This window comes from Micromonospora sp. NPDC005553 (genome assembly GCF_042871765.1).
In the GTDB taxonomy this organism is placed as follows: domain Bacteria; phylum Actinomycetota; class Actinomycetes; order Mycobacteriales; family Micromonosporaceae; genus Micromonospora.
Genome location: NZ_JBIAJD010000001.1, coordinates 627,791 through 647,764 on the forward strand (window position 1 = coordinate 627,791; position 19,974 = coordinate 647,764).

A 19,974-nucleotide genomic window follows, 5' to 3' on the forward strand; every position below is an offset into this window, starting at 1 on the left:
ACGAATCGCACGTCGACCCCGCCTGAGCAGGCGCCGACCGTCAGGCTAGCTGTCGTTGTACGAGACGCCCGGTCAGGAACGGGCTGGGTGTGCCATGCCAGAACACCGCAAGCTCATCGCGCGAACGGGTGGCAGCGACGAAGAGCAGCGACCGGTCGCGCTGACGTTCACGTTGATAGCGTTTCGGGTCGGTGTCGCGGTACCTGTTGATCATCTGCCGAGGCATCAACCCGTCGCTGACCCCAGCGATGATCATGCGCTGGTACTCGAGCCCCTTGAACCGGTGCATCGTTCCGATGTGCACGCCGTCCGGGCGTTTCGGGCCGTCCGGGCCGATCTCCACCACTTCCAGGCCCTCAGCCTCCAGCCGGCTGATGACGTCCGTCGCCAGTTCCTTGGTCGGTACGCAGATGGCAACCGAACCGTCCGTCGGGTTGCCCCAACCGCGCAACTGCTCGACGATCAGGTCCCGCTCCTGAGCCCACGTCCCCGCCCCGCGGAAGACCGGCCGGCCGCCGCGGAGCAGCGACCGGTAGCCCGCCAGGTCCTCCTCACCGCCGTCGAGGTCGTCGTACACCTCCCCGGTCATGATCTGTAGGGCATCGGCGAGGATCTGCCGAGTCGTACGGTAGCTCAGGGTGAGCCGGGACGATCGCCCGCGGATGTTGACGCCGAGGCTGCTCAACGTGACGTGGTTGTCGTAGATGCGCTGGTGGGTGTCGCCGGTGAGGAACATGTCGTCGGGGCCCGGCGCGACCATGGCACGCAGCATCTTCCAGTGGGCAGCGCTGAGGTCCTGCGCCTCGTCGACCACCACGTGGCGGTAGCGCGGGCGGTAGAAACCGCCGGATGACTCGCCGGCGACCCCGGTGTTCTGGGCCGTGCGGTCCATCTCGAGGCGGGCAGCCCGTTGTGCCACCTGGCGCCAGGTCCAGACGCCGCGGTTCTCCAGCCAGGTGGTAAAGCGCTCGGTCAGCTGCCAGATCTGGTCCCGCTCGATCCGGGAGAGACTGCGTCCACGGTTGGGGCGGCGGGCCTTGAAGTAGTCCGTCCGCGAGTTGAGCACCTGACCGAGGATCACCTGGGTCCACTCGGCGGCAAGGAACTCCGCCTCCCAGGCGGTCTCCCCGGTCTCGATGAGAAACTCGTCCCACAGCTCAAGGACGCGATTGTCGTCCACCACCCGGCGGCTGCCGCCTGCCTTGGCTTCTGCCACCACCCGGCTGGCCAACCGGTCGATGTTGACGATGTCGACCCGGGCCACCAACTCCTGCCCGCCCAACGCCATAAGGCGGGTACGCAGGTCCGCAGCCAGGTTCCGATTGAAGGTGGTGAGCAGGATCGGCTTGTCCACCCCCGGCGGCAGCTGCCGCGCGAGGTGCGCCACCCGATGCAACGCGACGATCGTCTTGCCGGTTCCTGGACCACCTCCGACCCGCGCAGGCCCGTTGTAACGGCGCTCGACCAGCTTCCGCTGGGTGGGGTGCAGGAAGATCTGCCACCGCTCGAAGGCTTCGCCGAGCATCGCCTGCAAAGCCTCGTCGTCGGAGGTCACCTGCGTGGCGGGGCGTTCCACCGCCGCCTCAAAGTCCTCGGGGTCGACCGGCTCGTCGGCGCGTACCGGGTCCGTGACCTGTTGGAGCACGTCGTCGTAGGGGGTGCCGTCGAAGAGCGCGAAGAGCACGTCGGTGGTGAGCTGCGGCGCTCGGTCGAGCAGTTCCAGCAGCTCCGCCTCGGCGGTCAACTCCCGGATCTGCGGCAGCAACGGCTCGGAGACGCCCAGCTCCAGCAACTGAGCGTCGGTGTACGCCTGGAACAGCGGCTTCTGCGCAGGCTCCGGTTCGACGTCCGGCGGCACGACCCGACCGATGATGCTGTCACCGACAGGTGCCATGTCGATAACCTCGATGCCGCCGGTGACCCGGTTGATGCGGTACGCGTACCGGGAAAGGTCGTCGTACACCTCGCCCCGATGCTTGACCGCGACGAGCAGGTAGTCGCGCTCGGCGATGTGCAGCAGCAGCGCCCGATAGTCCTTGTTGACCCGGGCGGACATCAGCCGGGAGTCGCCGTTGAGCGCCTTCAGGTTGAGCCCCGGGTTCTCCGGGTTGTGCCGGAACTTGTGCATGAACTCGTAGACCGCTCCGATGTCGGCGCGGGTGAGCTTCATGACCTCCTTGTCGGCGCGGTCCAGCATCCGCAGGGTTGTTGCTCCGGTGCTCATAGACGTTCTCCCCCGCTTGTCACCTTGATCGCTGCCGCCAACTCGTCGACCGACCATTCCCGAGCGGTACGGGCGTGCCAGCCCGCGTCCGCGTACGCCCGGTCGCGATCTTCCGTCTCCGGGTCGTCGGACGGACCGGTGAGCACGATGGCGATCCGCCGATCGGGCCAGGCCAACTCGGCCTGCCAGCCCTGATCGCCCAACTCGTAGCCGACAACTGGTGCGGGCAGATCCTGCCGGGCGAGTTGCTGGACGAGCTGGTCCAGCGTGTTCTCGTCCGGGTCCAGGTAACGCAGGATGTCCCGCCACGGCGACTCCGTGTGGAGCGCGGGCGCGGCGGCTGCCGGCTGCGCCGCGATACCAAGCCACGTTGCCGTCTCCTCGTCGAGCGGCAGCGCGCGTTGAGCCAGCACGAACCCGGTGCCCTCGGTCACTGCCATCGAGGCCGGCTCGAAGGTGTCGAGGGCGGACACGGCGAGTTGACCAGCGTCACCGCCGCCATTTGCGAGGAACTGGATGACATTTCCCCAGGTCAGCCACGCAGCCCAGCGTTCCTTGTGCCGCTCGTCGGCGACTGCGGCCGGCAGATCGTCGACAACGGCGAGGGCCGACATGGTAGGTAGCGGTTTGCTGCGCGCATCGAGGACGATCGTCACCGGGCAGCCCGCGTTGTCCTGCGCGCGGGCGACCATAATGCGTCCCGCTGTCGGCGGGGGCAGCGATCCTCCACGCAGAGCGGCGGTCAACCTCTCTGCGACGCCAGCGGAGTCGGTCGTGCTGTTGTCCCGGGCTTGCTTGAGCACGCCCCACAGACCCGCTTCCGCTCGACGCTGCCAGCGGGTCAGGTCAGGGTCGGCGAGGAAGCGCATGAGCTGTTCGATGGGATTGACCCAGATGGTTTCCGTGAGCTCATCCGGGTCGGCGCCGGAAAGGAGACCCCGGTATTTGTCTCGGGCGAATCGTTCGCTGACCCCGCCATACGGGGTCCACCGTCCCTGCCCGTCCGCACTCCCCCAGGTCTTGACGTCGTCCCAGGTGGCGGCGAAGACCAGATAGCCGTGGGCGCGCAACCGGGCTCGCTTCTCGGCGTCGTCGGCGAGCCGGTTGTACTGGGACGAGGCGTGGTACTTGAAGCCGTCGAGGTAGACGGCCACCTCGGGCGAGGGTGCGTCGAGGCGTTTGAAGTGAACATCGGGGCGGGTGCCTCGAACGGTGTTCTGCAGCTTCATCTGCCAGTGGGTGACGCTCTGACCGTTGTCGCGAACGAACCGCAGGTCGGCGACGCGGGCACCGTCGTGGTCGGTCCGTCGATCGATTCGCAGCCCGGAGTTGGGCGTCTCACCAAGCGCCAACAGCTTGGTGAGGAAACGCATCTCCAGCTCGCTCTCCACCTGATGGATCAGCGAGATCTCATCTGTGCGGGTGCCCTCCTGCACGTCCCAGGTGTCGAGGAGCTTGTCCAGCATCCCCAACGCCTCGTCTCGGCTCATCAGGGCGAAGTGCTCGTTGCGGGCGTGCCGCAGAAGGCAGCGGTGACACACCGCCCTGCCTTCGTGTCGACAGACACAGTCGGCGATCCGCTGCCGCGCGAGTTCCAGGACCGCGCGGAACTCCTCAGGCTTGGCGAGGCGATGCAGATAGCCGGTGCCCTGCGGCTGAGTGTCATAGACGACCACGAAGTTGCGTGTCCCGTCACTCTGCCCGTCCGGCATGGTGGCCGACACGGCCTGGAGGTGCGCAGGGTCGCCGCCGTACTGGGCGGCGATGCCGAGGCGGATCGCGGCTGCGAATGACGCGATGCGCTCCTGCACGACGGCGGTCGCGGCGGGGATCAGGATGCGCAGGGCCTCGGTCTCCAGCTCGTGGGCGAGGATCAGATCGACATGGGCGTCCGCGCCTGCCGGCGAGCGCCGGTAGGGACACCACGGCCGGTGGTGCTCGGCACCCTGCACGACGGTGGAGCCGGAGGCCTGCGCGGCGAGTTGTTGACTCACTGCGGGGACACCATCAACCGTGGTCCCGCCGCAGGAGGTGCAGGCGTGGAACCGGTTGATTCGCACCTCCTCGCCCGCGAAGAGTTCGGCTGCCCGGTCGTAGCGCTGCGCGCCCAGGTTGAAGTGCCGGATCATCGCGTGTCGGCTGTAGTCGACACCGAACGTGTCATGAGCGTGCCGCCAGGACGAATCGACCTTCGCCGGATCAACGTCGACTGCGACCGTGGTGGCGTAGAAGCGTCGGTCCCGATCGTCGCTGTCGTCACGGATGCGGGCGTCGTCGCGCTTGTCGCGGCTGAGCACCCGGGTCGGTTGGAGGACCTGGAACAGCCGTCCGTGATCGGCGATGCCCGAGTCCGCGCAGCGCGGGCAGGCGCTGGTGTCCTCCTTGGCGAGGTGGGTACGGACGTAGCCACACTGCGCGCAGATCCGCCACTGCTCGTAGGCCGGCCGATCCGCCGGACCGACGTCGAGGCCGGAAATCTCGTGTTTGTAGCCCCGCACGTAGTAGCTGTTGCCCGGAGCGATCTCGACCAGCGCTTGGCGGGCGGGGCGGGCGTACTCGCGCAGTTCGCTGTGGAACCGGCGGTCGCCGTCGGTTTTGTCCTCCCAGGTCAGGGTGGCTTCCAGGTCGGTCCGGCTGTCGACGAGGGCGTAGTTCGGCAGCAGACCGAACTCGACCAGGGTGCCGTGTGCGGCTGCCGCACTGACTTCCCGAAGTCGACGACGAACCGCACCCTCCTCGGCCTTCAACATCTTGATCTCGCGTGCGTGGTCCGGGTCGCTGGGCACCAGCGTGCCTCGGGCGACAGCAAGCTCCTGCATCCGGCGACGCAGGTCGGACAATCGGAACTCCCAGACCTCGTCGGCTTCCTTGACGCGGTGGACGATGCCGTCCACCGCGAACTCCCGCAGCTGGTCGGCGGCGGCCCGCAGGACCTTGTCGCCGAAGAGCGTCAGGAACTTCTCCACCAGCCGAGCACCATCGCGACGGCCAGCCTCGGCGAGGCCGGTCAACCAACCGGTCGGACCGAACAGCACGTGCGCCCGCCGTGGCATCGGCAGCACTCCGGCCAGCCGCCCGCGGGCGGCCAGGTCGATCAGGTGGGCGAGGTACTGGCGGCGCAGGATCTCCACTGCGGAGAGGAAACAGCCAGGCGGAACGATCTGGCCGGCGATCATGTCGCGGGGATCGGTGAGGTAGTAGCGGTCCCGCTCGGTTCGTCCCACGAGGGTCAGCACGAGCGCGTTGCCGCTCTTGCGGCCGGCGCGGCCCGCCCGCTGGACGTAGTTGGCCGGGCCGTGCGGAAGGGAGGCGAGCACCACGGCGGAGAGGGCGCCGATGTCGATGCCCATCTCCAGTGTGGGCGTGCAGGAGAGCACGTTGGGGTCGGTGTAGCGCACGCCGTCGCGGAACTGCTTCTCCACCGTCTCCCGCTGGGCGCGGGTGAGCATGCCGGTGTGTTCGCCGGTGACCACCCGGAACACCGGGCGGTCCAGGTAGAGCCGCCGGTAGTAGTCGTCGGCGGCGGCGGTGTCGTCGTGGGCGGCCTGGAGTTGGCCGCGGCAGCGGTACTGCCGGCACGGCTGGCCGATCCAGTCGGCCACCCGGTCGGGGTGCTCGGTCTGCTGCCAGTGGCAGGTGTCGCAGCCGACTCCGGCAGTCACGGCGGACGCGTCGTCGAGTCGGGTCACCCGCAGGTGGCCGGGCATCAGCCCGTACACCGTGTTGCCGTCCTCGGTGTCGCCAACGGCGACCACGCCTTCTGCGGCGAGGGCCGGCAGCAGCTGGCTGAGGAATCCGGCAGCGTCACCGGAGTCGAGGCCGAGGCAGCGCGACGTCCAGTCCTGATACCAGTTGCCGCGCGCGGTGATCACGTCGAATTCCGAGCGGGACTTCGGCGCCGCGAGCAGGAAAGCGGGCGCGGACAGGCCCTTCGGGAAGGCGGGCATCCCGGCGGGCCGGCCGCCCCAGATCTGCCACCGGGTGCCGCCACGCTTCAGGTACGGCACCAGCCACTCGTGGAACACCGCACCCCGGGTCCGTAGCCGTTCCAGCAGACCGCGGAGGAAGGCGAGGTAGCGGGCGTCGTCCGGTGCCATTCCGGCCAGGTGACCGGGGCCGGTGAGGTGGACGTCCCGGCAGATCGCGGCGGCTCGCGCCGGATCGTCGAGGGCAACCTCAACAGCGACGCTGCGGGTCAACTCCAGGGTGCGGCCCTGGCGGGAGCGAAGCCCGGTCTCCATCACGGTGGCGAAGACGAGTCGTTCGCTGATCAGCTCCCAGGTCTCGCGACTACCGGTGTGCTCGCCGGCAAGCAGGCTGTCGACGCCAGGCTGGTCATGCAGGTCCGGCGGCACGACGGTGGCGAGAATCTCCGGCTTCGCCGCCTCCTCGATCATCTTGACGAAGAGGTCGTCGAGCCCGATCGACTCCCCAGCCTCCAGGCGGCCGGCGAGGAGGGAGCGCAGCGAGAACGAGTAGGACCGGTTGGCGACGAAACCGGCGCGGTGCGCGGCATCCTGGACCGAGTCGTTGAAGAGCAACGTCTTCTTCTCGGCTTCGTCGAGCTCCCCGCCGGTGAAGAGTTGCGTGATCGCCACCGAGGCGAGGGTGGCCAGGCCGGCGCCGAGGAAGCGGATGCCGTGGTCCAGCTCGCAGGACGGGCAGCGGTCCTTCTCGGCGCCGTCGATGTCGAGCACGTCGCCGAGCACGACGATCGCGTCGTCGGTGGGCTCCCGGTCCCGCTGTTCATCGAAGGGGCGCACCCGACGGCCGTACTCCAAAACCAGCAGGCCACGGGAGCGCTGGCGCACCTCGTCCTCGGTCGCGGCGATCAGCGCGCGGACCCGGCGCTTGTCCCGACCGACGCTGGCGCGGTAGATCTTGTCCGGGTCGGTCTCCAGCTCCTGCGGGTCCTTCTCCGGCGACAACGCCATCCAGCCCGATCGGCCGCAGTGCCGGCAGTAGACGGCCGGTAGCCGGGGATAGCGGTTGTCGGCCACCACCACGTCGGCGTCGGTGGCGTACGGGTCCAGCTCGCGCGGTGCCTCGCCGTACCAGCCGAAGGCGGCCTGGTGGGAGGTGCCGCGCAGCAGGCGGGAGACGGCGCGTACCCAGAGGTGGGTTTCAATGTTGAGCAGTGGGCGGCCGGGAGCTTCCGGGTTCTGCGCGACGGAGAGCAGGCCGACGAACCGGGCGAGAGCCTTCGCCGTGATCTCCGACGGGGTCTTCATCACGCTGCCCCATCCGGTGGCGTTCTTGCGGGGCAGCACGTCGATGATCTCGTCGAGCGTGCACGGCCGCGTCTGGAGCGAGTCAAGCACCGCCTTCGTCAACGGGTGCTGGCGGAGCAGGCCACCGAGGCGCGTCGGGTTGTCAAGACAGCGTTCGCCGACGACAAGCTCGGCGACCTCGGCCAACATCTCTTCGGGGTCACGGTCGTCGACGGCCGCAAGCTGCTCCGGGCTGGGCAGCGGCAAGCTGAAGTCCTGGCTGGCGACGAACTCGCCAGCCTCGTACCGGTCCTCCCCCACCAGCGACCCGGCGTCGAAGGGAACGCCGAAGACCTGCTCGGCGACTTCACGGATTGCGGTACGACCGTCCCGGCCGCCGCCCTCACCGAGCGTGGCGGAGGTGGCCACCGGGCAGATCGGCCCGAGCGGCCGGTCTGGCTCGTCGAGGTCGAGCGCGGCGGCGAGACGGCGCAGCAGCATCGCCACGTCGGTGCCCTGCGCGCCGTCGTAGGTGTGGAACTCGTCCAGCACCACGTACGCCGGCTCGGCGCCCTCCCACAGCGGCAGGTCATCGGCACGCTGGAGCAGCAGATCCAGCATCTTGTAGTTGGTGATCAGGATGTCCGGCGGCGTGCGGCGCATCTCCGACCGTTTGGTGAACACGTGCGGGTACTCGATGGCCGCGACGTCGCCGATGTAGAGACCGGCCGTGACCTGGCTGAGCGCCGGGTCGGTGAGCAACTCGTTGATGCGAGACGTCTGGTCCGTCGCCAGGGCGTTCATCGGGTAGAGCAGGATCGCCTTGACCCCGGCCCTGCCCTGCTGCTTCTGCCGCCGGCAGTGGTCGAGCACCGGGATCAGGAACGACTCCGTCTTACCCGAGCCGGTGCCGGTGGTGATCAGGGTCGGCTCGGCCGCCTTGCCCTTCGTCGACAAACGGGCAAATGCGTTCGCTTGGTGCAGGTAAGGGGTGAAGTCGGCCGGCGCCCAGTCCAGGCCCGCCCGCCAGTCCCCTTCCGCCGGGCGGAAGGGGGTGCGGATCCGCAGGTACGGGCCGCGGAAGATGCCCTGCTCCGGGTGGGAGAGGAAACCCTCCAAACCATGACGTACGCCGTCCTCGGTCAGACCGAAGGTGGTGGTCAGGTACTGGGTGAGGGTCCTACGCAGGGTGTCGGCGGCGATGGTCGGCCTCATGAGCGGATCACCGCCGCATGCTACTGCACCCCTTACCGGCGTTGACCTGCCCAAGTGCCCACCACGACGCTGAGTCGGATTCGCGACACCCCTCCTCGTCATGATCGCCTAGGCTGCGACGACCTGTAACCGAGGGACGGGCGACTCCTCCGTGACCGAGACGAACAGTGCAGGCCAGCATATCTGCCGCAACTGCGGCATCGTCTGCGTCGAGGAGGTCGCCGGGTGGTTCCACCCTGAGCCGTGGCGCACCCTCAAGGCGCGGTGGATCTGCGAGCACCCTGAGCCGCTGCGTGCTGCGACACCGCAGGAGAGCAGGCGCGGCGCGATGCGGCAGGTCCGACGCGACCGCTGGATGCGACAGGAGCAGCTTCAGCCACTCGTCGTCGCCGACGACAATCCGGTCGAGGTCGCCATCGTCGGCTGCTACCAGCTGCATCCAACTGCGCACGAGCATCCCCGCGGCTGGGGTTACCTGGCCGACGACGGTCACTACGGCTTCGGGGCGACCACCACGCGTCGTCGCTTCGACGGTCAGGGGGAGTTGGCGGCGGAGGCACGGGCCCTGTTCTGGGCGCTGCTTCGGCTCCTGCCAGCGCACCAGGTGACGGTCGTGACCGACTACCCGGAGATCGCCGACATGGTGAACGCCTGGCGTAGGGGCGATCTCACCGCAGCGCCGCCCGGCTACGACCTTTCCGATCGTCCGTCGGGCCGCGAAGCCAAGCTGATGTACCTGGCGCCTCGTGTGCATCAGCACGCCGAACGGGTGACCGTACGGGTCGCCGACAGCTACGAGGACACCGCCCTCGGCCGGGCAGCCAACGAACTTTCCCTCTTGGGCTGGAAGTGGTGTGCCGGCGAGTTGACGAAGACCACCGCCGCCGACCGTGCCCTCACGATCGCGAGCAAAGCCCTCGGCGTCGAGCCGACCCTCGTCCCTCGCATGAACGGGACCGAGGACCGGGACGAACCGCACGACGACTCGTCAGATTGACCGACCACCTCTCCCCCACATTGCAGGACGGAAGAGACAGCATGTCGAACGGTTCGTCGTCCCGAAGCCGCCGGGAGCTTCTGATCAACGGCCGCCGGGTCCGCATCTCCGACCTGATCGACGCGGACCTGCTCGCCGCGGACACCGAGCTGACGTTCCAACAGCGGATCGGCGAGACGCCCTACCGGGCGACCGTGACGGCACGGGGTCAGCTGCGCCTCCCAGACGGCCGCGAATTCGCCACTCCGTCCCGCGCCGCGGCAGAGGTCGCCGGGCTCGTCGCGGTGCCGGGCTGGGCGGTCTGGCGGGTCCAACCGAGCGGGCAGACCCTTCATCATCTCCGGGTCAAGCTACTCAAGGACGTCGCCGAGGAAGTGACGGCGGACCAAGCGCGGCCTCACAAGGAGGCGGAGGCGGTACGCCGCCGCTTCGCGGTGCTTGAGGAGGCCCGGACGGAGGCCGAGGAGGGTACACCGCGCACCCTGACCGTCCGCGAGTTCATCAAACACTGGGGCTTGGAAGACCGCGACCGGACTACCAGCGCACAGATCGACGCCGACCTGGCCAACCATGGCCTGACCACCATTCCGGATTTCCGTACCGTCAGCTTGGACAAGACGATCCGGATCTTGGTTCTCCCGGAGGGCGACATTGACGACGCCGCCACCGACGTCGCGGGCGACGGAGTTGAGGCAACATCTTCCGACGACGAGGAGAGCGTGGACGTCGGACTCACCCTCGGTAATCTGCTGCCGGACGACATGTCGCTTGCCTGGGTATCGCCCACGGCGTCCTTCGAAGAAGCGATCACAGCGATGCAGGTCGACGATTTCTCTCAGATCGCAGTGCTGACCAACCCCTACACCCTGCACGGCGCGGTGAGCTGGGAATCGATCGCGGCGGCCAAGCACCGGGATGCCAAGGCCATCTTCAGCGACGCCATCGATCGTCGCGCGGCGACCCGAGTCTTTGACTACAACGTACGGCTGCTCGACGTGCTGGAGACGCTCCAGCAGAACGGGTTCATCTTTGTCCGCGACGACCAGCGGAAAATTACGGGCGTTATCACTGCCGCCGACGTGGTGCGCAAGTACGACGAGACGGCGACTCCGTTCTTCCTGATCGGCGAGATCGACCAAGAGCTACGGCAACTCCTGCAGAACACCTTTGACGAGGAGACCGTGAGGCAGGCGTGCAGCTCGGCCGGATCGTCCTTCCGGTCGTTCGACTCCATGTCCATCGGTCAGTACCAGGCGGTGCTCGACAACCCGGACTGTTGGCAGCAGCTCGACTGGCCGCTCGACCGAAGGGTCTTCATCAAGCGTCTGGACCAACTGCGCAAGATCCGCAACAACGTCATGCACTTCAACCCCGACCCGGTCAGACTCACGGATGTCGGCAAACTCCGTCACTTCCTCGGCCTGATCCGTCGGTACAACCGGTGAAGGAGCACAGTTTCCGACTCGACGGTCGCGCCTACGCCATTCCGGCCGAGGCGGTCCACTCCAGGCTGGTGGACCAAATCCGCGAAGACGTTCGTGAGCACTGGGTCGAGGTCGACGGGGCACGCTGGCCGGTTAAGCAGGTGTTCGCTGCCGTCACCGGTCTTCGCCGGGACGCCTTCACGTCGCACATCGCCCTGCGCCACCTTCGGACGATGGGGTTTCCGACCAGCAAACTGCCTGGAGAGCGTGCGAGCGCCGAGGCGACCGAGCCCGTGGTCCTGCCGGTCTCAGGACCGGACCCTGCGGAGGCGTTTGGCACGCTCCTCGCCTTCGTCGACTCGGCGGACCTGACCGCACGGATCGCCGCCCTGGAAGCGCGATTCAACGGCGTCGACCGCAGTGCGGCGGCCGAGCTCGCCGAGGACGCCGGCTTGGGATTGGACCTTCTGCTCGCTGCGCTGCTGGTAAGAAGGCATGCCGGCCGGCTCAGTGACATCATCCACGCCGCCGTGATCACTCGGGTTGTACCCCTGATCCTCGACGAGGGCGAGCGGGTGGCCCGGCGGCCGTCCCTGGCAGCGGGCAACGACCCGAGCCGACCGTACGACCTGGAGACAGACCGAAGGATCGCCGAGTTCAAGATGTCGGTGTGGAAGGGCGCGGACGCGATGCGCAAGCGCGGCGCGTTCGCGGACCTGGTCCATCTCGCGCTCGACGCGTCGGGTCGCCGGGCGCAGCTTTACGTCGCCGGCCCACCGGCCATTCATTTCCTACGGAGCGCCACAGGGTCGGCCGCCTGGGGATTGAACCGATCATCGCCAAAGTTGCGGCAGCGCTTCGAGGAACAATTCGGTTCCTTGGACGTTCCGATCCGTGACTTCACGGCCGGGCCGGCCGCTCACGTCGAGCTGGTCGACCTGACCCTCTTGCTACCGGAAATCGCCCCGGCCATTGCCTAACCGAACTCGGCACCACCGTCAAGAAGACCTGGCCTTACTCGACCCAGACCCAACGTACATCAACCTCACACCGCCACCGGCGGCCTACGACCCATCACCTGGACAGCACAACCTAGGCGGTCAGCCGGCGCTCACGCCAGCGCTGGATGGTGCGCTTGTAAGGCTCGGGCATGTGCAGGTGAGGCACCTCGTCGTACGTGAACACGCCGAGTTCCTTGTGCTCCGCAGAGTAGACAAGCTCCTCGTCGCCGACGTAGCTGGCGCCGAAGCTCACGATGAACACGTGCCGGGCAGGCGTGATCACGTAGACCCAGGAGTCGATGATTTCGACCTCCGTGATGGTCAGCCCTAGCTCCTCGGCGACTTCCCGGCAGACGCCGTCCTCGGGCGTCTCGCCCACTTCGAGCTTGCCGCCAGGCAGCTCCCACTCGTTACGCTCGTTCCTCAAAAGCGGCACTCGGCCGTGGTGGTCGACGACAAGCTTGACCGAGATCGGTAGCTGGTACTCGAAATACCCCGGGTTCCGCTCGACCAGGTACGGCGGTCGCTCAGTCATGCGGGAAGTCCTTCCGTATGTGCAGTGTCAGTTCGGGGTCAGCAGGAGAGCGGCAATGTCGTCGGCCCGCTTGAACCGGCCGCCGCCATTGCCGGGTTCGTTTTCTGCATCGCGGATCAGCTTCTCCAGGTAGTGCAGCCCTCGATCGCGCGCATCGGGGATCACCTGGGTCCACGAGCGGTAGAGCCTGTAGTCGGTGACCAGCCGGGCGAAGCCGTCGGTGCACAGCAGTATGCAGTCGGTGTGCGTCCACTCGCCGCAGGCGGTGTGTGGGCGGAGCTGGCGTAGCGGGTGACCGGAGAAGACGGATTCGACATCCCCGGAGGTCATCGTGTGTAGCCGGCGTTGGTGCATCGCCGCGACAACGCGATCCGCCTCGCCCTCATTTGTCGCCACCGCCGCAGCTTCGCGTTGGTCGAAGTAACCAGTCGACAGGACCACCGGCCGAACGCCGTCGACAACAGCGGTAGCGTCGCCGATGCGGGCGAGGTCGTAGCCCGTGCCCTGGTCGACGCAGACCGCTATCGAGCAGGCGGGTGGCACCCTGCTTGGGGGGAACGACAGTGCTGCCTGCTCGTGGGCAACGTCCGCGGCAGTCAACGTCAGCAGCTCAGCGGCGGAACCTCGGTAGTCGTCGGTGCCGGCTCGGGCCAACCGCTCACCGATGCTGTCGACAAGCCACTGCACGTCACTGTCACCGGGCAGCATGGTGTCGTCATACAGGTCGGTTGCGCCGTCGATGACCCAGGCGAGGGTGCCGCGGTGGCCGACGCGGTCCTCGTTCGCCCGCGTACCGCCGGCGGAGGTAATCGCTTCTCCTACCTTCATGGCTGGTCCAACTCTCATGACATCCACGAGGCCGGTACGAACATCCCTGCCCCGATCATGGCGCACCCGATGACGACCGCTGCGATCACCCGGAGAACGCGGCTGTTGTTGACGAGAGAGAACGTACCGAAAACGACAGCGATCGCGCCGGACGCCACGAGCATGAGGCGGAGGCCCTCGACGCCGCTGCTCTGGCTGGCGATGTTGCTGGCCGTGGCGATGAACGCCACCACGGCGGCCAGCAGTCCCAGGAGTTGCAGCTGCTGGCCCTTGAACTCGGTCAACTCGGTGCGGAAACGGGCGTGGGCCTGGGCCCACCGGGTGCGCTCCTGCATCAGATCAATTCGGATTCGGCTCGACTGGTACTGGGTGAGCCGACGCAGGTGATCCCGGGAGGCGCGCGGCTCAAGTTCGATTGCCTGCGCGACGGCACCTCGGGCAGCCTCGAACTCCCCGCGCAGTGCCAGCACCCGACCTTTTGTCTCGTAGTAGTGGGCGATACGACCCTGGGTCAGGGTGATCGCGCGGTCGACCTGCCGCTCCACCTCGTCGAGGTCACGTGCGGGTCCGGGATCCTCCAGGCGTTCGAGGTATTCGACCCAGAACGCCGCCAGTTGATGGACCACCGCCGCCACGTCAGGCATGGCGGCGACCGCCTGACGGGAGTATTCGACCGAACTGCGAAGCGAGGCGAGGTCACCCTTGGCCCGGGCCACGATCGCTCGAAAGGTGTGGAAGTAGGGCTCGGCTCCGAACTCATCTTCGTGGTGTCGGACGACCGAGCCGTACTCGGCGTGGCGTTCCTCGCGTCGCAGGCGCAGCAGGAGCGCGTAGAGTGCCGCGAACCGGGACCGGGTGCGAATGGTGCGATCGTCGAGAACGGCACGCAGCAGTGCCTCGGGGTCAGGGTACGCCTCGATGACGGCACGGACCGCCTGCGGAAAGGCCGCGTCGGATGGCGGCGGAACCTTCGACAGCGCAGCGACGAGGTGGGCGGGGCTCTGCGGTGACGACACTGCCGTGCGCGCTCTAGGAACTCGCAATCGAAAACCCCCGGTTCAACCAGGCGTACGAATGGTCGCTGTCAACTCTCGCCAGGAACCGCACCAGGCTCCGATCCCCGGTGAAGGCTGTGCGCCCGTGCAGGAAGCGGTGATTGTGTACGAGGTAACCGTCGCCCGCGTCCAGGTGCAGGGATCGGGCCGTATCGGAGATCAGGCGACGGAGATCGGCCACGAGATCTGTATGCCCGTCGGTGCTGTGCGGACCGGCGATCCGGTCGTCGCGGTACCGAATGTGGGCGTAACCGGGGATGAACTCGACGACAGGCGGGCCGGATTGACCGCTCGTCGTCCTCAGCCGCAGACGAGCGATTGCAGTGTCGTCGGCCCGACGGCGGATGAGCGTCAGCACCCGGGCTCCGTCCACCAGGGTGGCGCATCCCCCGGCCCTCGCCGGTGCGAGCATCAGTGTGGCGAGCACACTGGGTGGCTGCACGTGCAGACTGCGATCGGTGTGTGGCGACAGGGGCAGATCCGTGAAGCCGGCTTCGTTGTCACCATCATTGGCGCGGACACGAGGTGCGATGACGGTCAGTCCGTCGGCGACCTGATGAGGATGGTCGAAGGGGACCGTCCAGCGGTCGAGCAGCGCCTGGACCTCGGCTACGGAGCCCTGCTGGATCAGGACGATGCCATCACGGGCGAGGGTGAGGGGCAGCAGGTCCGGACTCACCTCGACCTCGCATCCCGCCTCCACCAACAACATTCGCCTCGCCTACCCGCGGTCAGTCCTCAGGTTCGTCCAGTTCAACGGCCGCCGGAAGCAGCGACCGGTCAGGAGGCCGCACCGGGGCCGGAGTGGGCAACGCACCCAGGCCAGCTCCGTCCAACGCTGTGTGCAGCGTCCCGACCAACTCCTTGAGCACATCTTCCCGGGCTTGGTTGTAGGCGAGCTGTGCTGCCGCACCGGCAGCGGCGCCAGCGCGCTCGTAACCGCCCCAGGTGTCCAGCCACTCGTAGGATCCGTTGACGCGACGTATGCGGGCGACCCAGTAGATTGCCCCCTGTTTGCGAACCGTCCAGTAGCTGCCATCGGCCGTGTAGTTCCTGTACGCCATGCTGACCAACTTATCGACCGCACACGTAGGTCACCTCAGCCTTACGTCCACTTCGAACTTCGAGCGTCATGCGTTCGGACCCGGGTGAAGCATTCCCTGCGGCATCTCGCCGCTCACCGCCAAAATCGCTTAATGGTATGTAATTTTCGCTGCCGTGAGTAGCGCGTTGAAGTCCTCTACCGAAGGACACCGGCCTGGTAGACAGCTTGGATGGGTATCGGCCTGGCCCTCGTCGTCGCCGAGAATTTGCCGCACCGGCAGTATCGAGGCTGGACGTTCCACGCGGTCGACGCAGAGGTGGCGTTGAAAGCCGCGCAGGCGGGAAGATCGTGACCCTGGAGTGCAAGGGCACCCACCAGTCAGCGGGCTCGGCAACGCGGGGAGCCGGAAGCACCGGCGCAGCAAGCCCTGTTCGAGCCGGATCTGCCGTGGACGTCGAGCACCGCCGAGACGCTGCGGTTACGCAACGGTCTGCAGGCCGAGGGCACCCGCTACCACGCGCCACTACCCGGCGGTCGGACGTTGGAGGTGTTTCGAGGCGTGGAGAGCAACCTGTATCGACATCTCGCGGGGGGCCAGATCGGCCCGTACCTGCGGGCGGCGCCCCGCGTCTTCCGCCAGTGGTCGGCCCTCCGCCCGCAGGGCGAGGTCTTCTCACCGGGCCGCGACGGCACGGTCCTCGTCGTACGCGCCGCTGACGGATAGCGCTGAGGTCGTCCGCCCGGGCACGCGCTGCCAGCATGATTTGGTGCAGTTTTTCTTTTGTACGGGTCAGTCGTTTCGGGGCATCGAGATCAATCACGGCCCAATAAGCTCTGCCTCCTCATTGCCGAACGAGGAGGAACTGGATGTCCACAGCGCGGGGGACTGCCGTCATCGCGGCGACCTTGGTAGCAGTTATTGCAATATCGAGCAGTCCGGCGGCGGCCGATCCGCCTCAGTTGACGAACCAGCAGATCGCGGCCATGTCACCCGCCGAGCAGGGCCTTCTGCTTCAGCCGCTGCGGGAGATCGCGAATGCTGCCGCGGCGGTCGGGGCCACCTCTCACAGCGACGTCTTCTCCGGTCTCGAGCTGGACGGGACAACCGGGACGGTCAAGATCTATCTGACGGATCCTGGCGCGGCGAAAGGCTTCCTTGCCGCAGTGAGGAAGACCGATCCGACTATCGAAGCCGACCGGATCGAACTGAAGCAGGGTCGTCACACGCTCAGCGAGTTGAAGTCGGCCAGTGAACGACTCATCAATGAGCAGCAGCGTACGGACCTGTCGATCGAGAGTGTGGCAGTCCCCGCCGACGGCAGTGGTCTGAGGGTCCGCGCCCGGGATGTCGCACGCGCTGCCGAGGCATTGACGCCCTCCACCGTCGCCCGGAGGCCCGTCGCCGAACTGGTCGGCGTTCCTACCGTCGTCGAGCCGGCTACCGCAATGGCCGACGCTTCGCGGCGGCGGGACACCCCGCAATGGATTTCCGGCGCAGCCCTGAGCGCGTCCGGAACCACGCAGAGCGAGGGATACGACTGCACGTCCGGCCTGCCTGCCCGCCGGAAATCCGACGGGCGGTCATTCCTCATCACGGCTGGGCACTGCTTCGCCAACAGCGTGACGATCTACACCGGGTGGGAGAGCGGTGGACGCAACAAGATCGGAGTTACCACCACCCGATCCGATTATTACGACGCGGTGGCGATCGACACCTCCTCCACGGGAACGACAGCGAGCCGGACGTGGGACGGAAAATCGGGTAACTACACGGTCAACGACGTGACCAGCTCTGCTCTCTCCTACACGGGAGACTGGGTTTGCCAAACCGGCTACACCTCCGGTGTCGTGTGCGGCATCCAGGTGACCAGCGGCTGGCTTACCTGGGTGGGATCCAATGGCATCACTCACGGCGGGGTCGAGGCCTTCCAGCGCGACGGCATCACGGCGTGCCGGCCCGGGGACAGCGGAGGGCTTGTATTCAACGTGAGTGCCAACGTTCGTCAGGCCCGCGGGATCATCAGCCAGTGTGGCGGCACGAAGGCGAGGTGGACGGAGGCCCCGGCCATCTTCAACATCCTTGGCATGTCACTCGCACCCTGACACTGGCATCGGTGCTCTCCCCGCGGGGCCCTGTAGTCGGGGGCTGCGCGGGGAGAGCGTCGTTTCAACCCGGCAGTGGCGCTTTCACCACCAGCGAGGCGACCGAGGGCGGAAGCGGAACGCCGAGGACGAGCTCCTCCCCACGCTCTTCGACCGGGCCGAGCACCACCGCGACCTCGTAGCGATCAGGCCGGGCCCAAATCTCGGGCCAGGTCAGGGAAGGGCACAACATCTCTCGCGGACCGAGCTGCTGCTCGTGAGGTTTGCCGGGAGCGAGATCGAACCCATCTCGGATCGCGTCGACGCCTTGAGCGCTGGTGTTGCCCGGTTTGTTGACCATCGGCCCTCCGCCAACAATGACGCCGTCCTTCAGGTAGAGGACCTGAAGGAGCGATGGCGGACTGGAGGCCACATGGACCGCCCGAGTGGCGGCGAATGTCACAGTGACTGCGGGACCCGCGTCGCCATTCACCTTGGCTACCGAGGACACCTCTGCCGTGAGGATGCCTCCCGCAGTTGAACCGGGGTGGTCGTAGCGGTCGCCGCAGACGTACACCCCAGGCTCCTTGTCGGTGGTGGCGGTGGGCTTGGTGGGAGTCGACAGCCCCGGCGTTGCGCCCGTGCCGGTGATCGGATCACCGCCACCCACGATCCCGGCTGCGGCGACCGTCACCAGCGAGACCACCATGATCGACGCGGCGCCGGTTCCGGCCGCCAGTAGATTGCGCCGCCGCCGAACACGTGCGCGCAGGCGATCGGTGGCGAACGACGGCGGAGCGGCCCGGTCCGCCAGGCTTGCCAGACGCTCCCGCAAAATTCGATCATCGGACGGCACGGTCGTCCTCCCTGGTGTCGTCGTGCAGCAGCCCGGCCAGGCGGCGTCGACCGTCGTGCAGGTGGCGTTTCACCGTGCCGACCGCGCAACCGAGTTGTGCGGCGATTTCTGGGATTGGTAGATCAACGTGGTAGTAGAGGACGACGCAGGCTCGTTGCTGGGGGGCGAGCGCCAGGAGCGCCGCCTGAAGGTCGTGGCGGGCATCGACTGCGCGTGAGTCGTCCTCGATCCGGTCGGGCGCGGCCGCGAACGGCATCACTCGCCGCCACACGCTGCGCCGACGGACCCGGTCGAGGTAGAGGTTGAGGACGGCCTTGCGAACGTACTGCTCAGGGCTTTCGACCTTGTCGCGCAGAGGTCGGGTGAACGCCCGCACCAACGCGTCCTGCACCAGGTCTTCGGCGTCGCTGTCATTGCCGCACAGCAGGTAGGCGTAGCGTTTCAGCGCCGCGCCTCTGGTGCTGACGAGATCCGTCAGCACCTGCTCCCAACCGGCCACAACAGGGTCCCCTCGGTGTTGTCCTCAGTATCTTGGACGAACGAGAGACCGCTCCGGTTGGGGCATCCAGTGGCCGTGAGGACCATCCCAGCCGCAGTGTCGGCAGCGTGCCGATGGCCGCGATCCTGACCGAGACCCGAAAGTAGGGCGCTGCACGTCACCGTCGAGATGGATGGATCGTATGCCAAGTGTGCTTTTGGAAATTGCGCGTCGACGACTTCGGTCAATCACTTCAGCCCCAGTCGACGACTGTCGACAGTTGTCCGACAAGCGACGGAAGCCATTTGAGCCAGATAGCCGACAGGGTGATTCTTAGACCACCAAGCTAGCCTGCTCTCGTCGGTTTATTTTAGGCAGGTAGCCCGAAGGAGAATGTCATGTTCATCGTGGCGACGCAGGATCCGAATACACGGGGTCAATCCGAAGGAGCCGAGTCGGGTGCGGCCGCGTGGGGTGCGCTCCTGCCCATCGACGCCGGGCTCACGCAGGCCGAGGCGGATCGGCAGTTGGCCACCTACCTGGCCGGGGTGCAGGCGGGCGAACCGCTGTGCATCCGCGCGCACGGCAACGACGAGGAGATCGGTGACTCCGAGGCCGGCGCCAAGGACTGGGGCTGGACCTACAAGAAGTTGGCCCGGATGCTGGCCACCCACCTGACCGCCACCCCGAGCGTGGTCCTGATCCGGTCGTGCGCCGAGGAGGTGACCAACTTCCCGACGCAGATGGCGGTCCGCCTGGAGTCGAACTGGCCGGGCGCGAACCACCTCGACGGGGTCGTCATCTACGGCTACAACACATCTGTCAACATCAGCACGCCCGTCCCCTCGCCGCAGCAGCTGACCAAGAACGTCCAGGTCCAGCCGGTCATCGTCTTCTTGTGACCGACACCCGCGCCTAGCAATTCATCCCGTACGACGACTTCCCTCAGCATTTCGGGCTGCCCACGTAGCGAGCTGACGCATTCGCACGGCATTGACACTCTGAGATTCTTCAATCACTCTGG

Annotated in this window: 16 protein-coding genes; 7 read left to right on the plus strand and 9 right to left on the minus strand. The window is 67.1% G+C overall.

What is annotated here, in order from left to right:
- Positions 1-40: 40 nt before the first annotated feature.
- Positions 41-2,224 (minus strand): UvrD-helicase domain-containing protein, encoded by a 2,184-nt coding sequence (locus ACFYPG_RS02960; RefSeq protein ID WP_387349866.1) that lies wholly within the window; start codon positions 2,222-2,224, stop codon positions 41-43.
- Entirely contained in the window at positions 2,221-8,649 is a 6,429-nt protein-coding gene (locus ACFYPG_RS02965; protein ID WP_387349868.1) for a DEAD/DEAH box helicase, read from the minus strand. Before ACFYPG_RS02965 ends, ACFYPG_RS02960 begins: the two co-directional genes overlap by 4 nt.
- A gap of 151 nt (positions 8,650-8,800) precedes the next feature.
- Between ACFYPG_RS02965 and ACFYPG_RS02970 the strand changes: the two genes are divergently transcribed.
- The 3 genes from ACFYPG_RS02970 to ACFYPG_RS02980 are packed head-to-tail and all read left to right on the plus strand — an operon-like array spanning position 8,801 to position 12,050.
- Positions 8,801-9,646: a hypothetical protein gene (locus ACFYPG_RS02970; RefSeq protein WP_387349869.1), complete on the plus strand. Its 846-nt coding sequence runs from the start codon at positions 8,801-8,803 to the stop codon at positions 9,644-9,646.
- A 41-nt stretch (positions 9,647-9,687) separates the two neighbouring features.
- On the plus strand, positions 9,688-11,091 hold the full coding sequence (locus ACFYPG_RS02975; RefSeq protein WP_387349871.1) for a hypothetical protein: 1,404 nt from the start codon (positions 9,688-9,690) through the stop codon (positions 11,089-11,091).
- Positions 11,088-12,050: a hypothetical protein gene (locus ACFYPG_RS02980; RefSeq protein ID WP_387349872.1), complete on the plus strand. Its 963-nt coding sequence runs from the start codon at positions 11,088-11,090 to the stop codon at positions 12,048-12,050. Before ACFYPG_RS02975 ends, ACFYPG_RS02980 begins: the two co-directional genes overlap by 4 nt.
- A gap of 112 nt (positions 12,051-12,162) precedes the next feature.
- On the opposite strand, the gene ACFYPG_RS02985 is transcribed toward ACFYPG_RS02980, so the two are convergent.
- Genes ACFYPG_RS02985 through ACFYPG_RS03005 form a run of 5 tightly spaced genes read right to left on the minus strand, consistent with a single transcriptional unit; the run spans position 12,163 to position 15,553 of the window.
- Positions 12,163-12,606 (minus strand): NUDIX domain-containing protein, encoded by a 444-nt coding sequence (locus tag ACFYPG_RS02985; protein WP_387349874.1) that lies wholly within the window; start codon positions 12,604-12,606, stop codon positions 12,163-12,165.
- 27 nt (positions 12,607-12,633) lie between these two features.
- Positions 12,634-13,434: a protein phosphatase 2C domain-containing protein gene (locus ACFYPG_RS02990; RefSeq protein ID WP_387349876.1), complete on the minus strand. Its 801-nt coding sequence runs from the start codon at positions 13,432-13,434 to the stop codon at positions 12,634-12,636.
- Between the two features lie 14 nt (positions 13,435-13,448).
- Complete coding sequence (locus ACFYPG_RS02995) at positions 13,449-14,450, minus strand: hypothetical protein (RefSeq protein ID WP_387349877.1); 1,002 nt, start codon at positions 14,448-14,450, stop codon at positions 13,449-13,451.
- A gap of 13 nt (positions 14,451-14,463) precedes the next feature.
- Complete coding sequence (locus ACFYPG_RS03000; RefSeq protein WP_387349879.1) at positions 14,464-15,201, minus strand: TauD/TfdA family dioxygenase; 738 nt, start codon at positions 15,199-15,201, stop codon at positions 14,464-14,466.
- 19 nt (positions 15,202-15,220) lie between these two features.
- Entirely contained in the window at positions 15,221-15,553 is a 333-nt protein-coding gene (locus ACFYPG_RS03005; protein ID WP_387349881.1) for a hypothetical protein, read from the minus strand.
- A gap of 210 nt (positions 15,554-15,763) precedes the next feature.
- Between ACFYPG_RS03005 and ACFYPG_RS03010 the strand changes: the two genes are divergently transcribed.
- The 3 genes from ACFYPG_RS03010 to ACFYPG_RS03020 all read left to right on the plus strand — a co-directional run bounded on the left by ACFYPG_RS03010 (position 15,764) and on the right by ACFYPG_RS03020 (position 17,637).
- Entirely contained in the window at positions 15,764-15,886 is a 123-nt protein-coding gene (locus tag ACFYPG_RS03010) for a hypothetical protein (protein WP_387349883.1), read from the plus strand.
- 207 nt (positions 15,887-16,093) lie between these two features.
- A complete protein-coding gene (locus ACFYPG_RS03015; protein ID WP_387349885.1) occupies positions 16,094-16,258 on the plus strand; it encodes a hypothetical protein in 165 nt (54 codons plus the stop codon).
- A 143-nt stretch (positions 16,259-16,401) separates the two neighbouring features.
- Positions 16,402-17,637 (plus strand): hypothetical protein, encoded by a 1,236-nt coding sequence (locus ACFYPG_RS03020; protein ID WP_387349887.1) that lies wholly within the window; start codon positions 16,402-16,404, stop codon positions 17,635-17,637.
- Between the two features lie 64 nt (positions 17,638-17,701).
- On the opposite strand, the gene ACFYPG_RS03025 is transcribed toward ACFYPG_RS03020, so the two are convergent.
- Together ACFYPG_RS03025 and ACFYPG_RS03030 are read right to left on the minus strand one after the other, a co-directional pair.
- Positions 17,702-18,472 (minus strand): hypothetical protein, encoded by a 771-nt coding sequence (locus tag ACFYPG_RS03025; protein ID WP_387349889.1) that lies wholly within the window; start codon positions 18,470-18,472, stop codon positions 17,702-17,704.
- Positions 18,459-18,971 carry a sigma-70 family RNA polymerase sigma factor gene (locus tag ACFYPG_RS03030; protein ID WP_387349891.1) on the minus strand — a complete coding sequence of 171 codons (513 nt, stop codon included), beginning with the start codon at positions 18,969-18,971 and terminating at the stop codon, positions 18,459-18,461. The genes ACFYPG_RS03025 and ACFYPG_RS03030 overlap by 14 nt, the downstream gene beginning before the upstream one ends.
- A 377-nt stretch (positions 18,972-19,348) precedes the next feature.
- On the opposite strand from ACFYPG_RS03030, the gene ACFYPG_RS03035 reads away from it, so the two are divergent.
- The gene (locus tag ACFYPG_RS03035) at positions 19,349-19,852 is read left to right on the plus strand and encodes a hypothetical protein (protein ID WP_387349893.1); all 504 of its coding nucleotides are present in this window, start codon (positions 19,349-19,351) and stop codon (positions 19,850-19,852) included.
- Positions 19,853-19,974: the final 122 nt, after the last annotated feature.

What these genes read in the sequence shown, in the direction of transcription:
- ACFYPG_RS02960 (WP_387349866.1), bottom strand. Translation starts at nt 2,224, where the DNA reads ATGAGCACCGGAGCAACAACCCTGCGGATGCTGGACCGCGCCGACAAG.
- ACFYPG_RS02965 (WP_387349868.1), bottom strand. Translation starts at nt 8,649, where the DNA reads ATGAGGCCGACCATCGCCGCCGACACCCTGCGTAGGACCCTCACCCAG.
- ACFYPG_RS02975 (WP_387349871.1), top strand. Translation starts at nt 9,688, where the DNA reads ATGTCGAACGGTTCGTCGTCCCGAAGCCGCCGGGAGCTTCTGATCAAC.
- ACFYPG_RS02985 (WP_387349874.1), bottom strand. Translation starts at nt 12,606, where the DNA reads ATGACTGAGCGACCGCCGTACCTGGTCGAGCGGAACCCGGGGTATTTC.
- ACFYPG_RS02990 (WP_387349876.1), bottom strand. Translation starts at nt 13,434, where the DNA reads ATGAAGGTAGGAGAAGCGATTACCTCCGCCGGCGGTACGCGGGCGAAC.
- ACFYPG_RS03000 (WP_387349879.1), bottom strand. Translation starts at nt 15,201, where the DNA reads ATGTTGTTGGTGGAGGCGGGATGCGAGGTCGAGGTGAGTCCGGACCTG.
- ACFYPG_RS03005 (WP_387349881.1), bottom strand. Translation starts at nt 15,553, where the DNA reads ATGGCGTACAGGAACTACACGGCCGATGGCAGCTACTGGACGGTTCGC.
- ACFYPG_RS03010 (WP_387349883.1), top strand. Translation starts at nt 15,764, where the DNA reads ATGGGTATCGGCCTGGCCCTCGTCGTCGCCGAGAATTTGCCGCACCGG.
- ACFYPG_RS03020 (WP_387349887.1), top strand. Translation starts at nt 16,402, where the DNA reads ATGTCCACAGCGCGGGGGACTGCCGTCATCGCGGCGACCTTGGTAGCA.
- ACFYPG_RS03035 (WP_387349893.1), top strand. Translation starts at nt 19,349, where the DNA reads ATGTTCATCGTGGCGACGCAGGATCCGAATACACGGGGTCAATCCGAA.